Source organism: Thiofractor thiocamini (assembly GCF_055384375.1).
Genome location: NZ_AP042389.1, coordinates 367,419 through 386,453 on the forward strand (window position 1 = coordinate 367,419; position 19,035 = coordinate 386,453).

20 protein-coding genes are annotated in these 19,035 nt (G+C 35.5%); 13 read left to right on the plus strand and 7 right to left on the minus strand.

Features of this window, described 5'->3' with window-relative positions:
* The first annotated feature begins 43 nt into the window (after positions 1 to 43).
* The 5 genes from ACZ47B_RS01860 (at position 44) to ACZ47B_RS01880 (ending at position 3,149) form a co-directional block, all read left to right on the plus strand.
* Positions 44 to 274, plus strand: coding sequence for a hypothetical protein (locus tag ACZ47B_RS01860; protein ID WP_464894980.1), 231 nt, complete (start codon positions 44 to 46; stop codon positions 272 to 274).
* Positions 261 to 935, plus strand: coding sequence for a response regulator transcription factor (locus ACZ47B_RS01865; RefSeq protein WP_464894981.1), 675 nt, complete (start codon positions 261 to 263; stop codon positions 933 to 935). Before ACZ47B_RS01860 ends, ACZ47B_RS01865 begins: the two co-directional genes overlap by 14 nt.
* Before the next feature lie 100 nt (positions 936 to 1,035).
* Positions 1,036 to 2,076: a sensor histidine kinase gene (locus ACZ47B_RS01870; protein ID WP_464894982.1), complete on the plus strand. Its 1,041-nt coding sequence runs from the start codon at positions 1,036 to 1,038 to the stop codon at positions 2,074 to 2,076.
* A 28-nt stretch (positions 2,077 to 2,104) separates the two neighbouring features.
* On the plus strand, positions 2,105 to 2,449 hold the full coding sequence (locus tag ACZ47B_RS01875; RefSeq protein WP_464894983.1) for a hypothetical protein: 345 nt from the start codon (positions 2,105 to 2,107) through the stop codon (positions 2,447 to 2,449).
* Positions 2,450 to 2,846: 397 nt separating this feature from the next.
* Entirely contained in the window at positions 2,847 to 3,149 is a 303-nt protein-coding gene (locus tag ACZ47B_RS01880; protein WP_464894984.1) for a c-type cytochrome, read from the plus strand.
* Between the two features lie 20 nt (positions 3,150 to 3,169).
* Here the strand turns inward: ACZ47B_RS01880 and ACZ47B_RS01885 are convergent, their stop codons facing one another.
* Genes ACZ47B_RS01885 through ACZ47B_RS01905 form a run of 5 tightly spaced genes read right to left on the minus strand, consistent with a single transcriptional unit; the run spans position 3,170 to position 9,163 of the window.
* A complete protein-coding gene (locus tag ACZ47B_RS01885) occupies positions 3,170 to 4,987 on the minus strand; it encodes a sensor histidine kinase (RefSeq protein ID WP_464894985.1) in 1,818 nt (605 codons plus the stop codon).
* Positions 4,980 to 5,636: a response regulator transcription factor gene (locus ACZ47B_RS01890; protein WP_464894986.1), complete on the minus strand. Its 657-nt coding sequence runs from the start codon at positions 5,634 to 5,636 to the stop codon at positions 4,980 to 4,982. The genes ACZ47B_RS01885 and ACZ47B_RS01890 overlap by 8 nt, the downstream gene beginning before the upstream one ends.
* 13 nt (positions 5,637 to 5,649) lie before the next feature.
* Positions 5,650 to 6,135 carry a thioredoxin family protein gene (locus tag ACZ47B_RS01895; protein WP_464894987.1) on the minus strand — a complete coding sequence of 162 codons (486 nt, stop codon included), beginning with the start codon at positions 6,133 to 6,135 and terminating at the stop codon, positions 5,650 to 5,652.
* Positions 6,136 to 6,155: 20 nt separating this feature from the next.
* Positions 6,156 to 6,830 carry a thioredoxin family protein gene (locus ACZ47B_RS01900; protein WP_464894988.1) on the minus strand — a complete coding sequence of 225 codons (675 nt, stop codon included), beginning with the start codon at positions 6,828 to 6,830 and terminating at the stop codon, positions 6,156 to 6,158.
* Complete coding sequence (locus ACZ47B_RS01905) at positions 6,827 to 9,163, minus strand: cytochrome C (RefSeq protein WP_464894989.1); 2,337 nt, start codon at positions 9,161 to 9,163, stop codon at positions 6,827 to 6,829. Before ACZ47B_RS01905 ends, ACZ47B_RS01900 begins: the two co-directional genes overlap by 4 nt.
* Positions 9,164 to 9,627: 464 nt before the next feature.
* Here ACZ47B_RS01905 and ACZ47B_RS01910 point away from each other — a divergent pair, with 464 nt between their 5' ends.
* From ACZ47B_RS01910 to argH, 7 genes are all read left to right on the plus strand, one after another.
* Positions 9,628 to 10,116 carry a thioredoxin family protein gene (locus ACZ47B_RS01910; RefSeq protein WP_464894990.1) on the plus strand — a complete coding sequence of 163 codons (489 nt, stop codon included), beginning with the start codon at positions 9,628 to 9,630 and terminating at the stop codon, positions 10,114 to 10,116.
* The gene (locus tag ACZ47B_RS01915; RefSeq protein WP_464894991.1) at positions 10,113 to 10,436 is read left to right on the plus strand and encodes a c-type cytochrome; all 324 of its coding nucleotides are present in this window, start codon (positions 10,113 to 10,115) and stop codon (positions 10,434 to 10,436) included. Before ACZ47B_RS01910 ends, ACZ47B_RS01915 begins: the two co-directional genes overlap by 4 nt.
* Positions 10,437 to 10,557: 121 nt before the next feature.
* The gene (locus tag ACZ47B_RS01920) at positions 10,558 to 10,800 is read left to right on the plus strand and encodes an OadG family protein (protein WP_464894992.1); all 243 of its coding nucleotides are present in this window, start codon (positions 10,558 to 10,560) and stop codon (positions 10,798 to 10,800) included.
* Positions 10,801 to 10,809: 9 nt separating this feature from the next.
* The gene (locus ACZ47B_RS01925; RefSeq protein WP_464894993.1) at positions 10,810 to 12,621 is read left to right on the plus strand and encodes a biotin/lipoyl-containing protein; all 1,812 of its coding nucleotides are present in this window, start codon (positions 10,810 to 10,812) and stop codon (positions 12,619 to 12,621) included.
* A 21-nt stretch (positions 12,622 to 12,642) separates the two neighbouring features.
* Positions 12,643 to 13,977, plus strand: a complete 1,335-nt coding sequence (locus tag ACZ47B_RS01930) for a sodium ion-translocating decarboxylase subunit beta (RefSeq protein ID WP_464894994.1) — start codon at positions 12,643 to 12,645, stop codon at positions 13,975 to 13,977.
* Between the two features lie 21 nt (positions 13,978 to 13,998).
* Positions 13,999 to 15,567, plus strand: a complete 1,569-nt coding sequence (pckA, locus tag ACZ47B_RS01935; protein ID WP_464895744.1) for a phosphoenolpyruvate carboxykinase (ATP) — start codon at positions 13,999 to 14,001, stop codon at positions 15,565 to 15,567.
* A 20-nt stretch (positions 15,568 to 15,587) separates the two neighbouring features.
* A complete protein-coding gene (gene argH / locus ACZ47B_RS01940; RefSeq protein ID WP_464894995.1) occupies positions 15,588 to 16,979 on the plus strand; it encodes an argininosuccinate lyase in 1,392 nt (463 codons plus the stop codon).
* Here argH and ACZ47B_RS01945 read toward each other — a convergent pair.
* Together ACZ47B_RS01945 and ACZ47B_RS01950 are read right to left on the minus strand one after the other, a co-directional pair.
* On the minus strand, positions 16,945 to 17,850 hold the full coding sequence (locus ACZ47B_RS01945; RefSeq protein ID WP_464894996.1) for an AEC family transporter: 906 nt from the start codon (positions 17,848 to 17,850) through the stop codon (positions 16,945 to 16,947). The two genes, argH and ACZ47B_RS01945, sit on opposite strands and share 35 nt — an antisense overlap.
* A 16-nt stretch (positions 17,851 to 17,866) precedes the next feature.
* Complete coding sequence (locus ACZ47B_RS01950) at positions 17,867 to 18,223, minus strand: histidine triad nucleotide-binding protein (protein WP_464894997.1); 357 nt, start codon at positions 18,221 to 18,223, stop codon at positions 17,867 to 17,869.
* A gap of 76 nt (positions 18,224 to 18,299) precedes the next feature.
* Between ACZ47B_RS01950 and ACZ47B_RS01955 the strand changes: the two genes are divergently transcribed.
* Positions 18,300 to 18,998 (plus strand): phosphatase PAP2 family protein, encoded by a 699-nt coding sequence (locus tag ACZ47B_RS01955; RefSeq protein ID WP_464894998.1) that lies wholly within the window; start codon positions 18,300 to 18,302, stop codon positions 18,996 to 18,998.
* Positions 18,999 to 19,035: the final 37 nt, after the last annotated feature.

Consider the following 19,035-nt stretch of genomic DNA (forward strand, 5'->3'; position numbering starts at 1 on the left):
TTTTTGGTAATATATACTATATTCTTACATGGAGAGCTTGGAAATGTTAAGACTTCTTTTGACAATATTTTTTTGTTTGACCCTCTTTGCTGCCGACTTTGGAGCTATGAGTACCCAGGAACTGCTGGCTATCATGAACTACACCATAGAGAAAAAAGATCAAAACAAGATACTAAATGAGCTTAAAAGCAGGGTTTCCGAAATGTCTCCTAAAGAGAAGAGAATTTATATGAAAAATCTTGAAATATTAAAGAAGCAAAATGCCAAAAAGTAAGATCCTTCTCCTTGAAGATGATATCAATCTGAGTGAAACTATAGAGGAATTTTTAGAAGATGAAGGGTATGAGGTAGTTTGTGTTTATGACGGTGACAGTGCGGATGAGAAGATATACGAAGAAAAGTTCGATCTCTTGCTTCTAGATGTCAATGTTCCAGGACTTAACGGGTTTGAACTGCTTAAGAAGATAAGAGAAGAGGGTGATGAAACACCTGCAATTTATATAACTTCTTTAAACTCTACCGATGATCTAAGTGACGGGTATGAGAGCGGTTGTGATGATTATATAAGAAAACCTTTTGAGTTAAAAGAGTTGCTTCTTAGAGTTCAGAGCATTTTTAAAAGAAGCTTTTTTCATAAAGCTGAAAACAAGATCAGGTTAAAAGAGGATTTGTTTTATGATTTGGATAATAATGAACTTGTAAAAGAGGGCAAAAAAGTTGTTTTGAACAATAAAGAAGACAAGCTTTTAAGACTTTTTTTAAAATACCAGAACCAGATCATATCACATGAGAAAATATATGAAACTTTATGGGATTATGATGAAACCTACAGTGACAGTGCATTAAGAACATATATAAAGAATCTAAGAAAAGTTTTGGGAAAAGAGAGTATTGAGAGTATCAAAAAGCTCGGATACAAAATTGTTACAGAGTGAAAGGAAAAGTCTTTTCGCTTTTCTTTTGCTCTATGCTTTTTTTTCAGTCATTATTCTGGCATTTATCGCTTTTTTGTATTATAGTTTTCAAAAAGATTTGATGCTACAGAACAAAAGAGAATTTTTACAGAATTATTCAAAAGTTTTTATACCTAAATTAAAAAGATTGCATAGAAATTTTTCAAAAACACACATATATCCCACTGACAAAAGAGTAAGAACCGCTATATATGACAGTGACAGAGTCAAGATATTTTCTCTACTTAAAACCAAGCCTGATCTGGATAAGGTTTTATATGAAAAAAACGGTGAGATACATTTCATAAAAGAGCCTGAAGAGTACTATCTAGGAGCCAAATATATAGTTTTTGAGATAGATGATGATAAGGCATGGTTAAAAGAGTTTTATAAAAAGATAATTTTTTACGGTATCCCGTTGTTCGTACTTATCATCGTAGTGGGATACTTTTTGATGAGACTCTTTTTAAAACCTATGAGAGATTCGCTTTTGTTGCTTGACAGGTTTATAAAAGATACCACTCATGAGTTAAATACACCGGTAAGTGCGATATTGGCAAATATAGAGACAATCGATACAAAAACATGCAGTGAAAAAAATATCAAAAAAATCAACAGGATAAACATAGCGGCCAAAACCATTTCAAATATATATCAGGATTTGACTTATCTAGTGCTAAATCACAAATTACAAAAAGATGATAAAGATATAAACTTGAGTGATTTGCTAAAAGACAGATGCGAATACTTTAAAGAGATAGCAAAGTCAAAAAAGATAAATTTCATACTTGATATCAAAGATGATATAAAGCTTCATATAGATAAAAACAGAGCCATAAAACTCATAGACAACCTTATCTCAAATGCCATCAAATACAACAAAATCGGTGGAGAGATCAAAATAACACTTAGAGTTAATTATCTAAGTATAAAAGACAGCGGCATAGGTATAAAAAATGAAAAACTTGAGGAGATATTTGACAGATACAAAAGATTTAACGATGCAAGCGGCGGTTTTGGTATAGGTTTGAATATAGTCTGGATGATAGCAAAAGAGTACAACCTGGATATAAAAGTTGACTCAAAAGAGGGAGAGTATACGGAAGTTAGAGTGCAGTGGTGAATGAGTGGATGAGTTAGGAGATGTATTGATGAAAAAAGTAGTTATTTTATTATTTGGGGTTTTTCTTTTGTTTTTGGATGCAAAAGAGAATGTGTATCAAAGAAATTGTGTTAAGTGCCATAAAAACCAGGCTGTATCTTTGGATAAGCTTTTTTATAGGTATCTTTTGAAATACAGTAGTGAAAAAAGAGTCAAAGAAGCTCTTGTCGACTATCTTAAAAAACCATCATACTTTAAAACGGTAATGCCAAAAGGATATATTAACAGATACGGTATAAAACTTTCGACTAAGTTAAGCGATAAGGAGCTAAAAAAAGCTATAGATATATACTGGGATAAGTATAAGGTTTTTGGAAAATTAAGGGTGAAGTGAGTTTTTGACAATAGACTTTGTCATAATATTGACTTTTTAATATGATTGTCATATAATTTTTATTTGAATTAAAGGGGACAGGCTACTTTTGAGTAAATCATTAAAGCCAATGGTTTTAAGCAAGAATACTCTAATGCAATTTAATTAAAAAGTCAAGTATTTTTCATTGTTTAACTTCGTTAAACTAACCGAAAATCTACCTCGTTTCACTCGCCACGATTTTCTTCAAGGATACAATACTTTTTGGATTTCGTCACTAAAATCCTTGATTTTAGGACTCAAACACTAAAAAGCATAGAAAATCCTAAGAAGGCAACGCAGTTTGACTGTTTAGGATTTTCACAATAATTTCACTATTTTTGTTTATTATTTCATATCTTAATTTAAAGGAGATGAAATGAAAAAGTTAAGTTTAGTAGCTATTTTGACTGTTGGGGCTTTGTCTTTGATGGCGGCGCCGGATGGGAAGGCTTTGACTGCCAAGTGTGCGGGATGTCATGGGGCAAATTTTGAGAAAAAAGCTCTTGGTGTTTCAAAAGTTGTTAAAGGCATGAAAGCCGAAGAGATTGCAAAAGCTTTGAAGGGTTACAAAGCCGGAACTTTTGGAGGTCCTATGAAAGGTGTCATGAAAGGACAGGTTGCAAGCTATAGTGACGAGCAGATAGATACGATTGCAAAGTATGTAGCGGGATTAAAATAAATCTTAAAAAAGGTCGGATATCATCCGGCCTTATCTCTCAAAGGTAGCACTATAGTGAAAATTGCTCCCTCTTCGTCATTCTTGACATTTATATCGCCATGAAAATTATCCGCGATTATGGTTTTTGACATATACAAGCCTATGCCTGTTCCGGTACCTTTTTTAGTGGTAAAGTTTGCTTCAAAGATCCTGTCTATGATGTTTTCAGGGATTCCTCCGGCATTATCTTTTATCTCTATCTTTGCATAATTCGCACTTTTATGCAGTTTTATCTTGATGTATGGATTTTTTACTCTGTTTAGTTCAAGTGCATCTTTGGAATTGTGCAATATATTGAGTATAACCTGAGAGAGTTGGTTCGGATATCCGTCATATGTTATAGAGTCCATGATACCTACTTGCATATCTATACCGTTATGTTTAATGGAAGCTCCGATGATATTGACAGCGTTGAAGATGGAATTTTCTATATCAAAAGATACTTTTTTCTTGTCTTCTTTGTAGAAATTTCTAAAATCATCTATGGTTTGTGACATATACTCGATCTGTTCTAGTGAGTTTTGTATATATCTATCCAGTGTTTCTTTATCTAATTTCCCCTGAGAACTGTAAAGCCTTATATTTTGTAAAATGAGACTGAGTCTTGTAAGTGGATGTCTCCACTGATGGGCTATATTGGCAAGCATTTCTCCAAGTGCGGCTAGTTTTGACTGATTTTCAAGGAGTCTGTCTTTTTTGGCATTTTTCGCTATCTCTTCTTTTACTTTTGTTTCAAGATTGTTTGCCAAATCTTTAAGTTCATTTGATTTGCTTTCAAGTGATTCATACATCTTGTTTATGGGGCTTGAGAGTAAAAATGCAAAAGGTATGGCAACTATGATAGCGAGCAAAACAGTAAAAAATGTTCTTTTTGCTATATAATGCTCCGCATCTTTTATCTTCTCTATCTTTTCTTTATATATCAGTTTTAAATTCTGTGAATTTTTAAATTTCAACGGCTGTACAAAAATCTTCTCCTTTTCTAAGAAAAGCGGTTTTTTTGCACTCATAATCTTCCCGGCATTCTTTGGAAATATATCATAGATATTTTTTCCGTTTTTTATATATCTCGACCAATTGTACAATCCATTGGGAGAAATGATAAAATATCCTTTTTCATCTACCAAATACACATCGAAAGTAGGTGAAAGAGTAAGTATTTTTAAATAATCCCTCATGAAGATATTGAGTATCAAAAAGCCTTTGTACTTACCTTTTGTATAAATGGGATATGCTATACGGATTACCGGTTTAAAGGGAGTTTCGATTTTTCCGTGTTCGACATTTAAGTCTATGTTTGAAAACCATATCTTGCCTTTTGGAAGTGAAAGGCATTGTCTACAGTAATATCTTGGATATTTGTTTTGTAAAAAGTTTTTGGGAACTTCATAGGGGGTGGCACCTATCTTATCCCTGTCAAATCGCAAAATTTCATTACCATTGGTATCGATATATCTTAACTGCATATAGTATTTGTCACTATCGACTATCGTTAGAAAAAGGTTTTCTACCACTTTTTTATCTCTGTTTTTATCTACAAAATTTAAAAAGTTTCTGTTTTTTGCTATAGCTTTTAGTGTATTTGATACATTTTCATAAAAAAAGTTCAGATATTCCATCTTGTCTTTGGCATGGACTGTAGCCTGGTGTTCAAATTTTTTAATAGCAGTTAAATTGTTGAAATATATATGAAGCATAAATATAGCAGTAAGCAGCAAAGTGGCAAAAAGCAGATATGATAAAAAGAGAAATAGTTTAAATCTTTTCTTCTTTTTTTGTAAATCTTTTAATTCAACCATATCTGTTTATCTTATAGCCCAATCCTCTGATATTTTCTATGAAGTTATCTTTTAGTTTGGCCCTTAGTTTTTTTATCTGAGTTCTAAGTGTATTGCTGTTTATGGGTTTGTTTTCCCATACATAGTCTATGATGGTATCATAGTTTACGGTATGTGATATATTTTTAACCAGTAAAAATATGAGTTTCAACTCATTTTTGCTTAATTCTACAATATTGCCATCATTATCATAAAGTTCTTGCTTTTTGATATCAAACGTATATGTATCGTTTAATTTTATAAGATCGTCAACATCTTTTAAGATAAGTTTGTTGATACGAAGTTCCAATTCTTCAAAAAAGAACGGCTTTCTTATATAGTCACTGCACCCCAGAGAATAAGCCTCTTTTACATAGTCGATATCGGACATGGACGTTATAAAGATGATAGGAGTGTCTATTTTTAATTCCCTTAACTCTTTTAGAGTTTCAAATCCGTTGAGTCCGGGCATATTGATATCAAAGAGAAAGATATCATAGCTACCAAGAACACTATCTTCAAAAAGTCCCTCAGCATTTTGGTAGCCGGTTACACTATGATTTTTAGCTGTGAAATAATTTATAATCTCTTCTCTTATAAAGTCATCATCCTCAAGGATCAGTATCTTCAAGTTCCCTACCTCTTTACATCATGCCTTTTTCTTGGAGATACTCTTTAAGTCCCTTCGTTTTATATAAACCTTTGACGATATAGTTTACAAATATTACCATTTGAGAAGGATCTGCATAACCTGGAAGCTGGATGATCTTATTCCAGTTTTTATCAAACATTACTATTTGCGGAGTCGCCTTGACGGTAAAACCCATTTTTAAAGAGACGGTATTTGTTTTTTTAGGAGGCTTCGTATCCCCCATTTCATACTCGTGGTACTCATCCAGCGGAATAGAGTAAACATTGAAATTTTCTTTTAGAAGTTTGTGTAATTGTTTATTTTGTTCTATATCTTTTTTGAAAACTTTACAATACGGACAAGTTTTGGTCTCGAAAAGTAAAAGAACATTTTTTCCGTTTGCCACAAGTTTTGTCGTATGTTTAAGTATCGTATCTTTTGCATTTACATTTGCTACTAGAAATAGTATAAAAAATAGCAATTTTAAAAATTTTTTCATTTTTCCCCCATAGTTTTTGGTTATGATTTCTTATTTTTACCGACCATTATGCCATTTTTCTCATAAAACTCTTTTAAAGCTTTATAAACTTCCCCGTTTTTTCTATCTTTTCCAAGCCACAGCCCGCTTTTTATGAACTCGAGCGTAACTTCAAACTGTTTTGGAGGCATATATCCTGGAACTATAAGTATCCTTTTGCCCTGCTTGTCCATAAATATAAGTGTAGGGGTCGAATTGACACTATATATATCTATAAGTGTTTTCGTATCTACATCCATTGGTTTGCCTTCGTGTTCAATCTTGTGCATTCTGTTTTTCATGGCATCAAGAGAATAAACACTGAAGTCGTTTTTTAGTGTATCATGAAGCTTTTTATCATTATGGATATCAAGATTCATTTTAGCGCAATACGGACACTCGTCAGTTTCAAATATAACGATCATATATTTGCCGTTTGGCGTAAGTGAAAACGTATCTTTAAATATATCACTGTTATCGACTTTCGGTATATCGTTTGTTTTTGCAACTTTAACCGTATCCGTTTTGACGGTATTCGCCGCTTCGGATTTGGTAGTTGTAACTTTTGGAGTTTCTTGCTTTACTGTTTTGACGGATGTTTTCTCATCACATCCACTTAATAAAAAAAGGGCTGCAAAAAGCAGCCCCATCAAAACTTTACTCAAAGTTTTTTTCATTTTTTAAGTCCTTTTGCATATCCTTGCAAGATAGCATTGACTTTGTTGATATGGTCTTTGTCTGTCAATATACCGGGGTTGGTATTGACTTTCTTCCAAAGTTTGTCATTTGTCATATTTTGATGACATCCCATACATACGCCTGTTCTTTCCATTTTTTCTCTCATATCTTGATCAAGAGGTCTTGAAGCCGGCCAGTGTGATCCGACATTGGTAAGTTGCTTGCCGTCTCTTGTAACCACTTGAGACCATCCAAAGTTCATACCAGGTATCGCTTCCATTTGTACGGTTGTATGAGAAGAAGCAAATTTGCCTGTTGCAAGATCCTGGAGATCTATCTTGATATCTTTGTCTTGATCGGTCATAGGATCTTTTTTGCCGTATCCTAAAGCTTTTTGACTTGAGTGACAACTCTCACAAGTTCTTGCTTTGTTGTCAGTAGTGTGAGGTTGAACCGGAGACATATCTATAGCATCGACTATATGTCCGTTATCATGAACTCTTGCCTGTTTGTTAAGTATAAGAGTTTCACCTTTTGGACCTATAACGGTATATGTGACTTGACATCCAGGGATGATAGGTGTTACAAGTCCTTCTCCGTTGATTCCAAGGATCGGGTTTTCCCATTCGGTATAACTTCTGGTTTCGCTTGATTTACCCATCTGCTTCTTACCTTTGGTGCCTAGAACAGATTCGCTTGTTTCACCGTTTTTAAAGTGAGTTGAGCCACTTGCTATCCAGTCGATTTTACTCTTGCCTTTTCTATAGTCTGTTTTTACGTGGCATCCATAGCATTGTGGAGCCCAACTGGAGTGGCAAGCATAACATTCAAGTTTTTCCATGTGAGCTTTTACGCTATACATTGCAACTTCACCTGCTTTGGATAACTCTTTTTTGATTTGTTTTGTTTTAAGCTGAGGAACTATCAAATCTTTTCCGCTAGCTAAGTGAGCTATAACAGTATTTGATCCTTTTTTCTTGACAACATTGCCCAAAGGGTTTCCTCTGGTTGAAAGTAAATATCCGCCCTCAGGATCATAAACCATACCTTGTTGCATCCAAGCTGGAAGTGTTTTAGCCAAGCCTCTTGGGCCTTCAGGTGCACCGACAGCCAACTCATTTTCACCATAACCAACTTTCAATTCCCAGGGGAATTTGGTAGTGGTACCGTGACAGTCAGAACATTCGATCTCTACTTGACCCAAAGTAGTACCGGCTATATTTCCGTCACCATGCATATCTATAGATGTATGACAATCCTGGCAAGTCATACCTGCTTTAAAGTGAATGTCCGCTTTTAAGTGTAAATATCTCTTGCCGTGAGTTTTGCTTTGAGCTTTACCGCCCGGCATAAGAGGTGAGCCGTAAGGTTGTTCCATCATACCCATAAATGAAACACCTATCCTTTTACCTCTGTTGTGGCAAGAGTTACAAGTTTCAGGGTGAATACCACTGAATGTTACACCTGTTGTAGGAACATGAACTTTAGCATCTCTTGTACCTTGTATTTCATGGACAAGTAAATGACCATGCTCTTTTTTGTTTATGGTAGGATCATTTCCTTCATATATACCTTCATTACCATAAGGAACATGGCATGCACTACATCCCATACCTCTCCAGTCACCTCTTCCTTTTCTGCCTCTGACACCTATATGACATCTTTGACAGTCACTTCTTTGATAAGAGATAGAAGCATGATAACCGACTCTTTTCAAGAAGGCTTCTTTACTTTCTCCCGGTTTTTGCATCAAATCTGCTGATGATTGTGGCGGAAGTGGAAGTTGTTTTAACTCGGTAGGAAATTGGTCTTTGTATTTGTTAGCCATGGCAACCATATATTTTTTATATGTTTTTGTACCCCAAGCCGGAGTTTTGCCATCTGTATCTTTTACGTTGTAATCTCCAAATTTAACCTTTTGAGTATCCAAACTTCCCCAAGTATGAAGATTTCCTTGAATTTTACCGGCTTCTGTAGCCATTAAAGCTTTCTTCATATTGTTTACGGTATCAGAGTGACAAAGTCCGCAAGTTTTATCCATAATCCAGTAACTTCCCGGATCTCTTACAAATGCTTCCAATCCTCCCGGATGTCCAGGAGCACCTTTGTGCGCTTCAGCTTTGGTTGTGGCTTTTGGATTACCGCCGTGGCATATAATACAACCGTTTGGATCGCCCACACCCGCACCCATAGCTTTGATCTGCTGCATCATCTGCGAATCTTTGTGCCTTATATCTTCTATACCTTTATGGCACGACATACAGTCTGCAAATGCCCAGGTAGATATAAGAGCTAAGATGATCGCAACTTTGCTTAAGTTTGATCTTAGCATTTTCTCTCCTTTTTTAGGGCATCTCTAAAAACCCTATGCACCAATAGCATTATGAGGTTTTTCATATGCAAGGCAAACTTTTGCAGGACTATTCTAATAATCCAAGAAAGTTTAACGAAGTAGATGGGAAACCTCATAATGCCCGAAGGGAAGTCAAATAAAGGATAATCTTTCACAAGATAAATTTTCGAATTAGCTACGGCTAGTACTTCAAATTTCTCTTGCAAAATCTTATCCTTTCTTTGACTACTATTGGTGTATAGGGTTTTTAGAGATGCCCTTTATTTTTGCCAAAATACTTGACTATCGAAATAGTATCAAATAAAAGTGCCATAAAAGTGCCTTTTCTTATGATTTATACTATTTTTGCCAATTTATAATATTTTAAGAAAATGAAGAGTAATATTTTGCTAAATTATTAAATTTAATTATAGTAAATATTATAATAATTATAAGGAGTAATTATGAGAAAGGTTTTATTTCTTATCGTAAGTGCCGTTTTTTTATTTGGATCTGAGCTTGGAATGGATTGGAGGCACGACCTTGATGATGCAAAACAAGCGGCTCAAAAAGAGAAAAAACCGATCATACTTTTTTTACATTCTAGAAGTTGTTTTTACTGTCCAAAGGTTATAGAGCAGATTTTGCCGGATCCAAGACTGAAAAACTTTCTTGATAATAACTTTGTAAAACTTGAGCTTGATACTTCAACGGGTTCGGACTCCATTGAAGATGAAACAACCGACCAGGCACCCCCTAGATTTATAGTAAGTATAACTCCGGCATTTGTTTTTATGGGACCAAATGAGGAAAAACTAGCCAGAAACGGGAAAAAACATATGATTATATTTGGATTTTGGAATGTGGATCAAATGTTAAAATGGAGCAAGGATGCATTAGGAAGGTTTAAGAGACTATATGGTAAAAAATATGGCTTGAAGGATGCAAAATGAAAAAAATCATGATTATAATGCTTATGGTATTTGTGACTTTAGGTTTTGCGGCAAAAGAGAAAAAAGGGCAAAAGTATTATTTGAAAAGGTGTGGAACTTGCCATGGAACCGGCAGAATGTGGGGAAATATGGCAACTCAGGATGAGTGGAAGAGCTTTTTTACAACTGATATAAAAGATTTGAAAGATTTTCATAAAGATAAGCCTAATGTTTTAAAGTACATAAATTCCCAAGACTTTAAAAAGGAAAAAGGACGAATGTATCGTTTTTTACAAGAGTTTGCAAGTGATTCGGAATCCATCCCGAGTTGCAATAATTAGTGTAGTAGTAGTGTAATTAGTATTGTACTTAATGAATATTTGGAAAAATATTTTCTTTTTAAGCTTTTATTTAATGATTATAATGTTAAAATTCCAATAAGATTAACTTTTAGGATACAAAATGGATAATATAGTTCTTATAGAAGAAGGGGTCAAATTCTTAGTCCTGGGTATGACTACAGTATATGTTTTTCTTTATCTCATGGTCATAGTCCTCAAAGTAGAATCAAAAATAGTCCAAAAATATTTTCCCCCTGCCAAAAAAACACCTCCTCCAGCAAAGAAATCTTCGGTAAAAGTATCAAATGAAGATGAAGTAGTAGCGGCGATCACTGCGGCGATCACAGAGCATAGAAAAAAATAAGGAAAAAATATGGCAAAAAAACTTATAGATATAATGGATACGAGTTTTAGAGACGGATTTCAGTCCGTTTTTGGAGCCAGGGTTCTTTTAGAGGATTTCATTGATGTGGTGTCTGTTGCGAAAGAGGCAGGAATCAGCCATTTTGAATTTGGCGGGGGAGCTAGATTTCAAAGTCCGTTTTTTTACCTAAATGAAAATGCTTTTGATATGATGGACAGATTCAGAGAAGTGGTAGGGCCGGAAGCAAACCTGCAAACTTTGGCACGAGGTGTAAATACGGTCATGCTTGATACCGCAAGCAGTGAAATGATCGATCTTCATGCAAAACTTTTTAAAAAACACGGAACTACAACCATAAGAAACTTCGATGCCCTAAATGATGTTGAAAATCTTAAATACAGTGGAGAATGCATAAAAAGACATGGCTTGAAACATGAAGTTGTCGTGACTATGATGGAGTTGCCTCCGGGATGTACAGGTGCCCACGATGTGGCATTTTATGAAAAAGTTTTAAGAAATATCCTTGATAGTGGCATAGAGTATGATAGTGTATGCTTTAAAGATGCAAGCGGAACTTCCAATCCTCACAAAGTTTATGAAACTATAAAAATGGCAAAGAGACTGTTACCGGAAAATATACATGTAAGACTTCATACCCATGAAACCGCAGGAGTTAGTGTCTCATGCTATCTTGCGGCACTTGATGCCGGAGTTGACGGTATAGACCTTGCTGCTAACCCTGTAAGTGGCGGGACAAGTCAACCTGACATATTGACTTTACTTCATGCTACCAAGGGTACTGATTATGACCTTGGAGGGCTTGATAAAGAGAAGATTTTAAAATATGAGACATTTTTCAAAGAGAAGTTGAAGGATTACTTTATCCCGCCGGAAGCTACGGCCGTTTCTCCTATCATTCCGTTTTCTCCTATGCCTGGAGGCGCATTGACAGCCAATACTCAAATGATGAGAGATAACAATATACTGGATAAATTTCCAGAAGTCATAAATGCGATGAGAGAAGTTGTCGAAAAAGGCGGATACGGTACGAGCGTAACACCGGTTAGTCAATTTTATTTTCAACAGGCATTTAACAATGTAATGTTTGGTCCTTGGAAAAAGATTGCCGAAGGTTACGGCAGGATGGTTTTGGGATATTTTGGAAAAACACCGGTAGAGCCTGACGCTGAAATCATCAAGCTTGCAAGTGAGCAGCTAAAACTTGAGCCTACAACCAAAACTGCATTAGAGCTTGCCAACGAAGATCCAAACAAATCAAGAGAACATTTTGTTAAAATGCTTGAAGATGAAGGGATAAAAACAACTGAAGAAAATATCTTCATAGCCGCAGCCTGCAAGGAAAAAGGCATAGCGTTTTTAAAAGGTGAAGCAAAAGTAAACGTTAGAAAAATTTCACAAATGAAAGAAAAAGAGACAAAAAGTACAAAAAAAGGTGGAGAAGAGATGAGTGGAAGCTATACAGTCGTAGTAAATGGGAAAAAATATAATGTGGATGTAATCGAAGGCAAAGATAAAAATATCTCGGTAACTCCTGTTGAGTCAAAAAAGGAGATCAAAAAAGAGACTCCTATAGAGATAGATTCTGTCGAGGGGGATGAAGTATTTTCAACGCTTCCCGGGAGTGTATTTAAGATAATCGCAAATGTCGGCGATACGGTAAAAAAGGATGATGTTGTAATGATCTTGGAAGCTATGAAAATGGAGATTGAGGTTGTCGCACCAAAAAGCGGTACCATAAAGTCCATCAATGTAAGTCAGGGCGAAAATGTGGAAAACGGCCAATTGCTTTTTGTAATGTAAAAAGTTTTGAGGAAAAAAATAATGAAAAAAATCCTTTATATCGTCTTGATTGCAACCATGTTCCTTGGCGTGGTAAATCTATCTGCCGCTGAAAGCAGTACAAATATGCAAGAAAATGTAAAAAAAGAGCACTACTCAAAAGAGTACAAATCAGTCTCTATAGGACAGCTTTTTAAAAATTTTTATAAAACAACCGGAGTTTACGCTTTTTTAAATCCAAAAGAGGGTGCAACGAATGCGCTTGGTGAGCCTTTGAGTAAATTTGCCCAAAGTTGGGGTAGAGTCATAATGATACTCATAACATTTTTGCTTTTTTATCTGGCGATTGCCAAGGGGTTCGAGCCTCTTTTGTTGCTGCCTATAGCTTTTGGAGGATTGCTTGCCAATATACCTTTGGCAAATATCATAGGACATGAAGGTTTTATAGGTACTCTGTTTGATGCCGGTATAAAAAATGAACTTTTCCCTCTTATAATCTTTATGGGAGTGGGGGCTTTGACAGACTTTGGACCGTTGCTTGCCAATCCTAAAACTGCACTGCTTGGAGCTGCGGCACAGTTTGGTATATTTGGTTCACTTCTTGGAGCACTGCTTCTTAGTCAATATACTCCGTTTTTCGATTTTACACTAAAAGATGCTTCGGCTATATCCATCATAGGCGGGGCTGATGGTCCTACTTCGATATTTGTCGCATCCAAACTTTCTCCTGATCTGATGGGGGCAATAGCGGTTGCCGCATACTCGTATATGGCGCTTGTGCCTATAATACAACCTCCAATCATGAGGCTTTTCACAACAAAAGAAGAGAGAAAGATAAAAATGAAACAGCTAAGAGAAGTAAGCAAGCTTGAAAAGATACTATTTCCTTTGACTGTTTTGATACTCTCCATACTGATACTACCAGAATCAACGCCTCTTATAGGAGCGTTGACTTTTGGAAATTTTGCGAAAGTTTCAGGAGTGGTTGACAGACTTTCAAATACGATGCAAAACGCTTTGATAAATATAGTTACGATATTTTTAGGACTTGGAGTAGGCTCAAAACTTGCTGCGGAGAAGTTTTTGGTAGCGGATACTTTGGGAATTTTAGCTATCGGTTTGTTTGCTTTTGCCATAGGTACGATGGCCGGAGTTTTGATGGCAAAAACAATGAACAAATTTTCGAAAGATCCGATAAATCCACTTATAGGATCAGCCGGAGTCAGCGCCGTTCCTATGGCTGCAAGGGTATCAAACAAGGTGGGAATGGATGAGGACAAGACAAATATGCTTTTGATGCATGCCATGGGACCGAATGTGGCAGGTGTTATAGGCTCAGCGGTTGCAGCAGGTGTGCTGCTTTCAATATTTAAATAGGAGAGTTTTTAAATGTCAGTTATGAAAGAGTTGGAAAATACGGGTATAAAAGATATAAAAAAGGTTTATCATAATTTGGATTATGATGAGTTGTACAAACACGAGATACAAAATCATGAGGGACGCGTAACTGACAGCGGGTGTGTAAGTGTAGATACAGGTATATTTACCGGTAGAAGCCCAAAAGATAAGTATTTTGTAGATCAACCGCCTTCAAACAAATATATTGCATGGGGAGATATAAACCATCCCATATCAAAAGAGGTATTTGATAAACTGTTTGAAAAAGCGAAAGAGGAATTGAACGGGAAAGAGCTGTATGTTCAAGATGCATTTGCAGGTGCTAGTAAAAACAGTAAAAAAGCCATAAGGGTCATAGCTGAAATCGCATGGCAGGCGCACTTTGTAAAAAATATGTTCATAAGACCGAGTGATGAAGAGTTGGCAGATTTCAAGCCTGACTTTACACTTTTTGTAGCAAGTAAAGTAACAAATGACGAATGGAAAGAGCAGGGACTCAACTCCGAAGTATTTGTGGTTTTCAATGTGGAGGAAAATATAGCGGTCATCGGTGGTACCTGGTACGGTGGAGAGATCAAAAAAGGTGTATTTTCCATGATGAATTACTGGTTACCTCTTGAGGGTAAGCTTGGTATGCACTGCTCGGCAAATGTAGGCAAAGATGATGATGTGGCTTTATTTTTCGGGCTTAGCGGAACTGGTAAAACTACACTTTCAACCGATCCAAATCGAGCTTTGATAGGCGATGATGAACATGGTTGGGATGATGAGGGAGTGTTCAACTTCGAGGGAGGATGCTATGCAAAAGTTATCGACCTTGATCCTTCAAGCGAACCGGAAATCTACGCTGCCATAAAAAGAGATGCACTTTTGGAAAATGTTGTCATAAATGAAAAAGGACATGTGGATTATAAAGATAAAAGTAAAACTGAAAATACAAGAGTTTCATATCCTATTTATCATATAGAAAATCATTGCCAAACATTGCAGGCCGGTCATCCTAAAAATATCATATTTTTAACTGCGGATGCTTTTGGAGTGCTACCTCCGGTTAGTAAACTTACAAAAGAGCAGGCAATGTATTACTTTTTGAGCGGATATACCGCAAAAGTCGCAGGAACTGAAAGAGGTATAATCGAACCCGTAGCAACGTTTAGCTCTTGCTTTGGTGAGCCTTTTTTGCCTTTGCATCCTACGGTTTATGCAAAACTTCTTGGAGAAAAAATCGATCAGCACAATGTAAATGTCTATCTTGTCAATACAGGATGGAGCGGTGGAGCTTATGGAGTTGGTAAAAGAATGAGTATAAAAGCTACAAGAAGATGTATAAATGCCATACTTGACGGAAGTATCAATGATAGTGAATTTGAAACACTTCCTGTATTTAATCTCTCTATTCCAAAGACTTTAGAGGGAGTTGACAGCAATATTCTAAATCCAAGAAATACATGGATAGATAAAGAAAAGTACGATCAAACAAGAGACAAACTAGCCTCGATGTTTATAGAGAATTTTAAAAAATATATCACCGACGAGAGTGATTATTCAAAATTCGGCCCTTCACTATAATGAAAATTTGAGGAAAAGTATTGTCAAAAGTAGCTTCAGGTAAGATAAAAGAGCCTTCGTCAAAACTTTTGGATGAGTTCAATGCATCCATTTTTTTCGATAAAGAGTTGTATCAAGAAGATATAAAAGGTTCTATTGCTCATGTAAAAATGCTTGCAAAACAAGGCATCATAACCCAAAAAGGCAGGGATAAGATCATAAACGGACTTGAACAAATCCAAAAAGAGATAGAAGAGGGTGAGTACAAGTTCGATATAAAAGATGAAGATATCCATATGTCTATCGAAAACCGATTGACAAAACTCATAGGTGATGATGCAAAAAGAATGCATACAGCAAGAAGCAGAAATGATCAAGTCGCACTTGATTTTAGAATGTATGTTCTAAGAAACAATAAAGAGATCATAGAACTTTTGTTTGAACTCGAGGAAGTTTTACTTGATATCGAAGAAAAACACACCGATACTCTGCTTCCCGGTATGACACATTTGCAGCATGCTCAGCCTATTAACTTTGCATATCATCTTTTGGCATACAGTTCAATGTTTAAACGAGATATAGATAGATTTGAAAGCTCTTGCAAAAGAAATAATATTTCTCCTATAGGATGTGCCGCATTGGCAGGAACTCCATACCAGAGTGACAGAGAGTATGAAGCAGAGCTTTTGGGCTTTGATAAAGTCAGTGTAAATTGTCTCGATACGGTAAGTGATAGAGATTTTGCACTTGAAATTCTTTTTAACATATCTACTTTGATGATGCATATATCCAGACTCTCCGAAGAGATAATCCTTTGGAGTAGCAGTGAGTTTGGTTTTGTCGAGTTAAGTGATGCCTATAGCACAAGCAGTTCCATAATGCCTCAAAAGAAAAATCCTGATGTTCCGGAACTTTTAAGAGGAAAAACCGGTAGAGTATACGGCAATCTCATATCACTTTTAACTGTTATGAAAGGGTTGCCACTTGCTTATAACAAAGATATGCAAGAGGATAAAGAGGGAGTTTTCGATAGTGTAAAAACTGCTAAAATATCCATAAAAATCCTAACTGAAGCTCTAAGAACCATGAGTATAAAAAAAGATAATATGCAAAAAGCTACAAAAATAGGACACTTAAGTGCGACAGACTTGGCTGACTATCTGACCAAAAAATGCGGATATGCTTTTAGAGATGCATACAAGCTAACAGGCGAGATAGTGGGATATGCCGATGACCAAGGCAAGGATATCAGTGAATTAAGCTTAGAAGAGTTACAAAAATTCGAGCCAAGAATTGAAAATGACATTGTTGAGATATTGAAACTTGAAAACTCTATGAATGCAAGAGATTCACAAGGTGGAACTTCACAAAAGCAGACAAAAGAACAGATATCATTTTTTAAAAACTGGTTAAAAGATAAGCTACAAAGATGATGTAGGGGATAAAGACCAAAGAACTTATAAAAACCAAAGTGGTGGTCGTTTTTGGTTTGCAGTCAAATATACTGGCTAAACTGACATTTGTTATGGCAAGCGGTACTAAAAGTTCAAGTATAGTTGACTTCAGTGCGATTCCTTCTACTCTCAAAATATAAAGTACAACTATAGACAATGCCGGGATTAGGATAAATTTTATACTCATGGATATGGTAAGAAGTCTGAAATTTATCTCTTTGATTTTTGCTTTGTATAAAAACATACCAAAAATCAAAAGTTGCATTATGATGGCCGCATAAGCCCCCATCTGTAAGTTTTTAAAAAAAGTTTTATTGATACTTATGCCAAATACGTTAAATGCTATGGCTATCAAAGAAGCCCAGATGATTGGCATCTTAAATACATTTTTAAAAGATTTTAATATGCCAAAACTCCCCCTTGAGTAGATATAAGTTCCAACCGTATAAACAAAAAACATACTCATTGTGTTGATAAGTGAAGTGTATATAACAGAACCTTCTCCAAAAAGTGCTATACCCAAAGGTATGCCTATACTCCCGGTCACACCTGTAACACTTGCCATGGAAAGAATAGATCTCTCTTTTGGATCATTGAAAAACTTTTTTGCTATATATATGCTTAAAAACAGTCCCACCAAGGATATAAAAAGATAGATAAAAGGTATCTTTATGATGGAAATGTCTATCTTTTTTGTTAAAAGCCCCCAAAAAGCAAGCATTGGGAGCAAAAAATATATGTTTAATTTTACTATCGTTTTTTCATCTATCTCATCTTTGAATTTTGCCTTGGCGATATACCCAAGAGTGACAAAAAAGTATATAGATAATATAGATATAAAATTATCCAAGGTTATTTACTTGATGCTAAAGATACTTTTTGTTTTCATCAGGAGCAAGTTGTGGCCATAAAAGTTTTGTTCCTCCAAGCATATGAAAATGAAGATGCATGACTTCCTGTCCTCCGTCTTCACCGTTGTTTACTATCAGCCTGTATCCTCTTTGATCAAGCTCTAGTATCCTGGCAACTTCTTGTATAAAAGGTGTTATCTTCGCCATAAGTTCAGGGGTAGCGTTTTGGAATTTTTCTATATGGTTTTTGGGGATGACAAGTATATGGATGGGAGCTTTTGGGTTGACATCGTGAAAAGCTAAAAAATCATCATTTTCATGCACTTTGTTTGCGGGGATTTCATCTTTTACAATTTTGCAAAATATACACATAATTTCCTCCAATTTTTTGTTAGACTTATTTTTCAAGTCTGTTGATATTATATCAAAAAAAATGTATAATTTCTAAATGAATACAACTTTAATCAATTTTAAAAAACAATTTACCATAACTTTTGTACTTTTGATTTTTACCATACTTTTTTTTGAGTACACGAATGTTGATATATGGGTAGAAAATATCTTTTACAATTTTTCAACCCATACCTGGCTTATAGACAGAAACGAAAAAATACTCAAGTTCATTTTTTATGACGGTATCAAAAAACTACTCATAGCTATAGCGGTCTTTATGCTTTTTGCACTTATACTTTTTAGAAAAAGAAGAATCATCAAGGAGTATAAAAAAGGCTTGATAGTTGTTGTACTTTCGGCTATATTCGTACCTGTAGTAGCAGGCGGGCTCAAAGCTGTTACAAATACCCCTTGTCCAAAAAATACGGTGATTTACGGTGGAGTGTATCCCGAAGTAAAAGTGTTAGATAGCTATCCCAAGAATTTTCACCAAAAAGGAAAGATAAAGTGTTGGCCTGCAGGTCATGCAAGTGGAGGATTTGCGCTGTTGTCACTTTTTTTTCTGTTTAAAACTCCAAGAAATAAAAAAAGAGCGATTGCACTGGCTATGGTAGTCGGTTGGTCTATGGGACTGTATAAAATGATGATAGGAGATCACTATCTAAGCCATACCATCGTAACAATGCTTTTAGCCTGGCTTATCATACTTGTGATAGCAAGAGTGGTAAAACCTGAGGATTTTACTCAAGTTTAATATACTTTTTAGTAAAATATCCCCCTTAAATAAATAC

Excerpts from the sequence above, each read along its gene's own strand:
- ACZ47B_RS01860 (WP_464894980.1), top strand. The coding sequence starts at position 44 with ATGTTAAGACTTCTTTTGACAATATTTTTTTGTTTGACCCTCTTTGCT.
- ACZ47B_RS01865 (WP_464894981.1), top strand. The coding sequence starts at position 261 with ATGCCAAAAAGTAAGATCCTTCTCCTTGAAGATGATATCAATCTGAGT.
- ACZ47B_RS01870 (WP_464894982.1), top strand. The coding sequence starts at position 1,036 with ATGCTACAGAACAAAAGAGAATTTTTACAGAATTATTCAAAAGTTTTT.
- ACZ47B_RS01875 (WP_464894983.1), top strand. The coding sequence starts at position 2,105 with ATGAAAAAAGTAGTTATTTTATTATTTGGGGTTTTTCTTTTGTTTTTG.
- ACZ47B_RS01880 (WP_464894984.1), top strand. The coding sequence starts at position 2,847 with ATGAAAAAGTTAAGTTTAGTAGCTATTTTGACTGTTGGGGCTTTGTCT.
- ACZ47B_RS01885 (WP_464894985.1), bottom strand. The coding sequence starts at position 4,987 with ATGGTTGAATTAAAAGATTTACAAAAAAAGAAGAAAAGATTTAAACTA.
- ACZ47B_RS01895 (WP_464894987.1), bottom strand. The coding sequence starts at position 6,135 with ATGAAAAAATTTTTAAAATTGCTATTTTTTATACTATTTCTAGTAGCA.
- ACZ47B_RS01900 (WP_464894988.1), bottom strand. The coding sequence starts at position 6,830 with ATGAAAAAAACTTTGAGTAAAGTTTTGATGGGGCTGCTTTTTGCAGCC.
- ACZ47B_RS01905 (WP_464894989.1), bottom strand. The coding sequence starts at position 9,163 with ATGCTAAGATCAAACTTAAGCAAAGTTGCGATCATCTTAGCTCTTATA.
- ACZ47B_RS01910 (WP_464894990.1), top strand. The coding sequence starts at position 9,628 with ATGAGAAAGGTTTTATTTCTTATCGTAAGTGCCGTTTTTTTATTTGGA.
- ACZ47B_RS01915 (WP_464894991.1), top strand. The coding sequence starts at position 10,113 with ATGAAAAAAATCATGATTATAATGCTTATGGTATTTGTGACTTTAGGT.
- ACZ47B_RS01920 (WP_464894992.1), top strand. The coding sequence starts at position 10,558 with ATGGATAATATAGTTCTTATAGAAGAAGGGGTCAAATTCTTAGTCCTG.
- ACZ47B_RS01925 (WP_464894993.1), top strand. The coding sequence starts at position 10,810 with ATGGCAAAAAAACTTATAGATATAATGGATACGAGTTTTAGAGACGGA.
- ACZ47B_RS01930 (WP_464894994.1), top strand. The coding sequence starts at position 12,643 with ATGAAAAAAATCCTTTATATCGTCTTGATTGCAACCATGTTCCTTGGC.
- pckA (WP_464895744.1), top strand. The coding sequence starts at position 13,999 with ATGAAAGAGTTGGAAAATACGGGTATAAAAGATATAAAAAAGGTTTAT.
- ACZ47B_RS01950 (WP_464894997.1), bottom strand. The coding sequence starts at position 18,223 with ATGTGTATATTTTGCAAAATTGTAAAAGATGAAATCCCCGCAAACAAA.
- ACZ47B_RS01955 (WP_464894998.1), top strand. The coding sequence starts at position 18,300 with ATGAATACAACTTTAATCAATTTTAAAAAACAATTTACCATAACTTTT.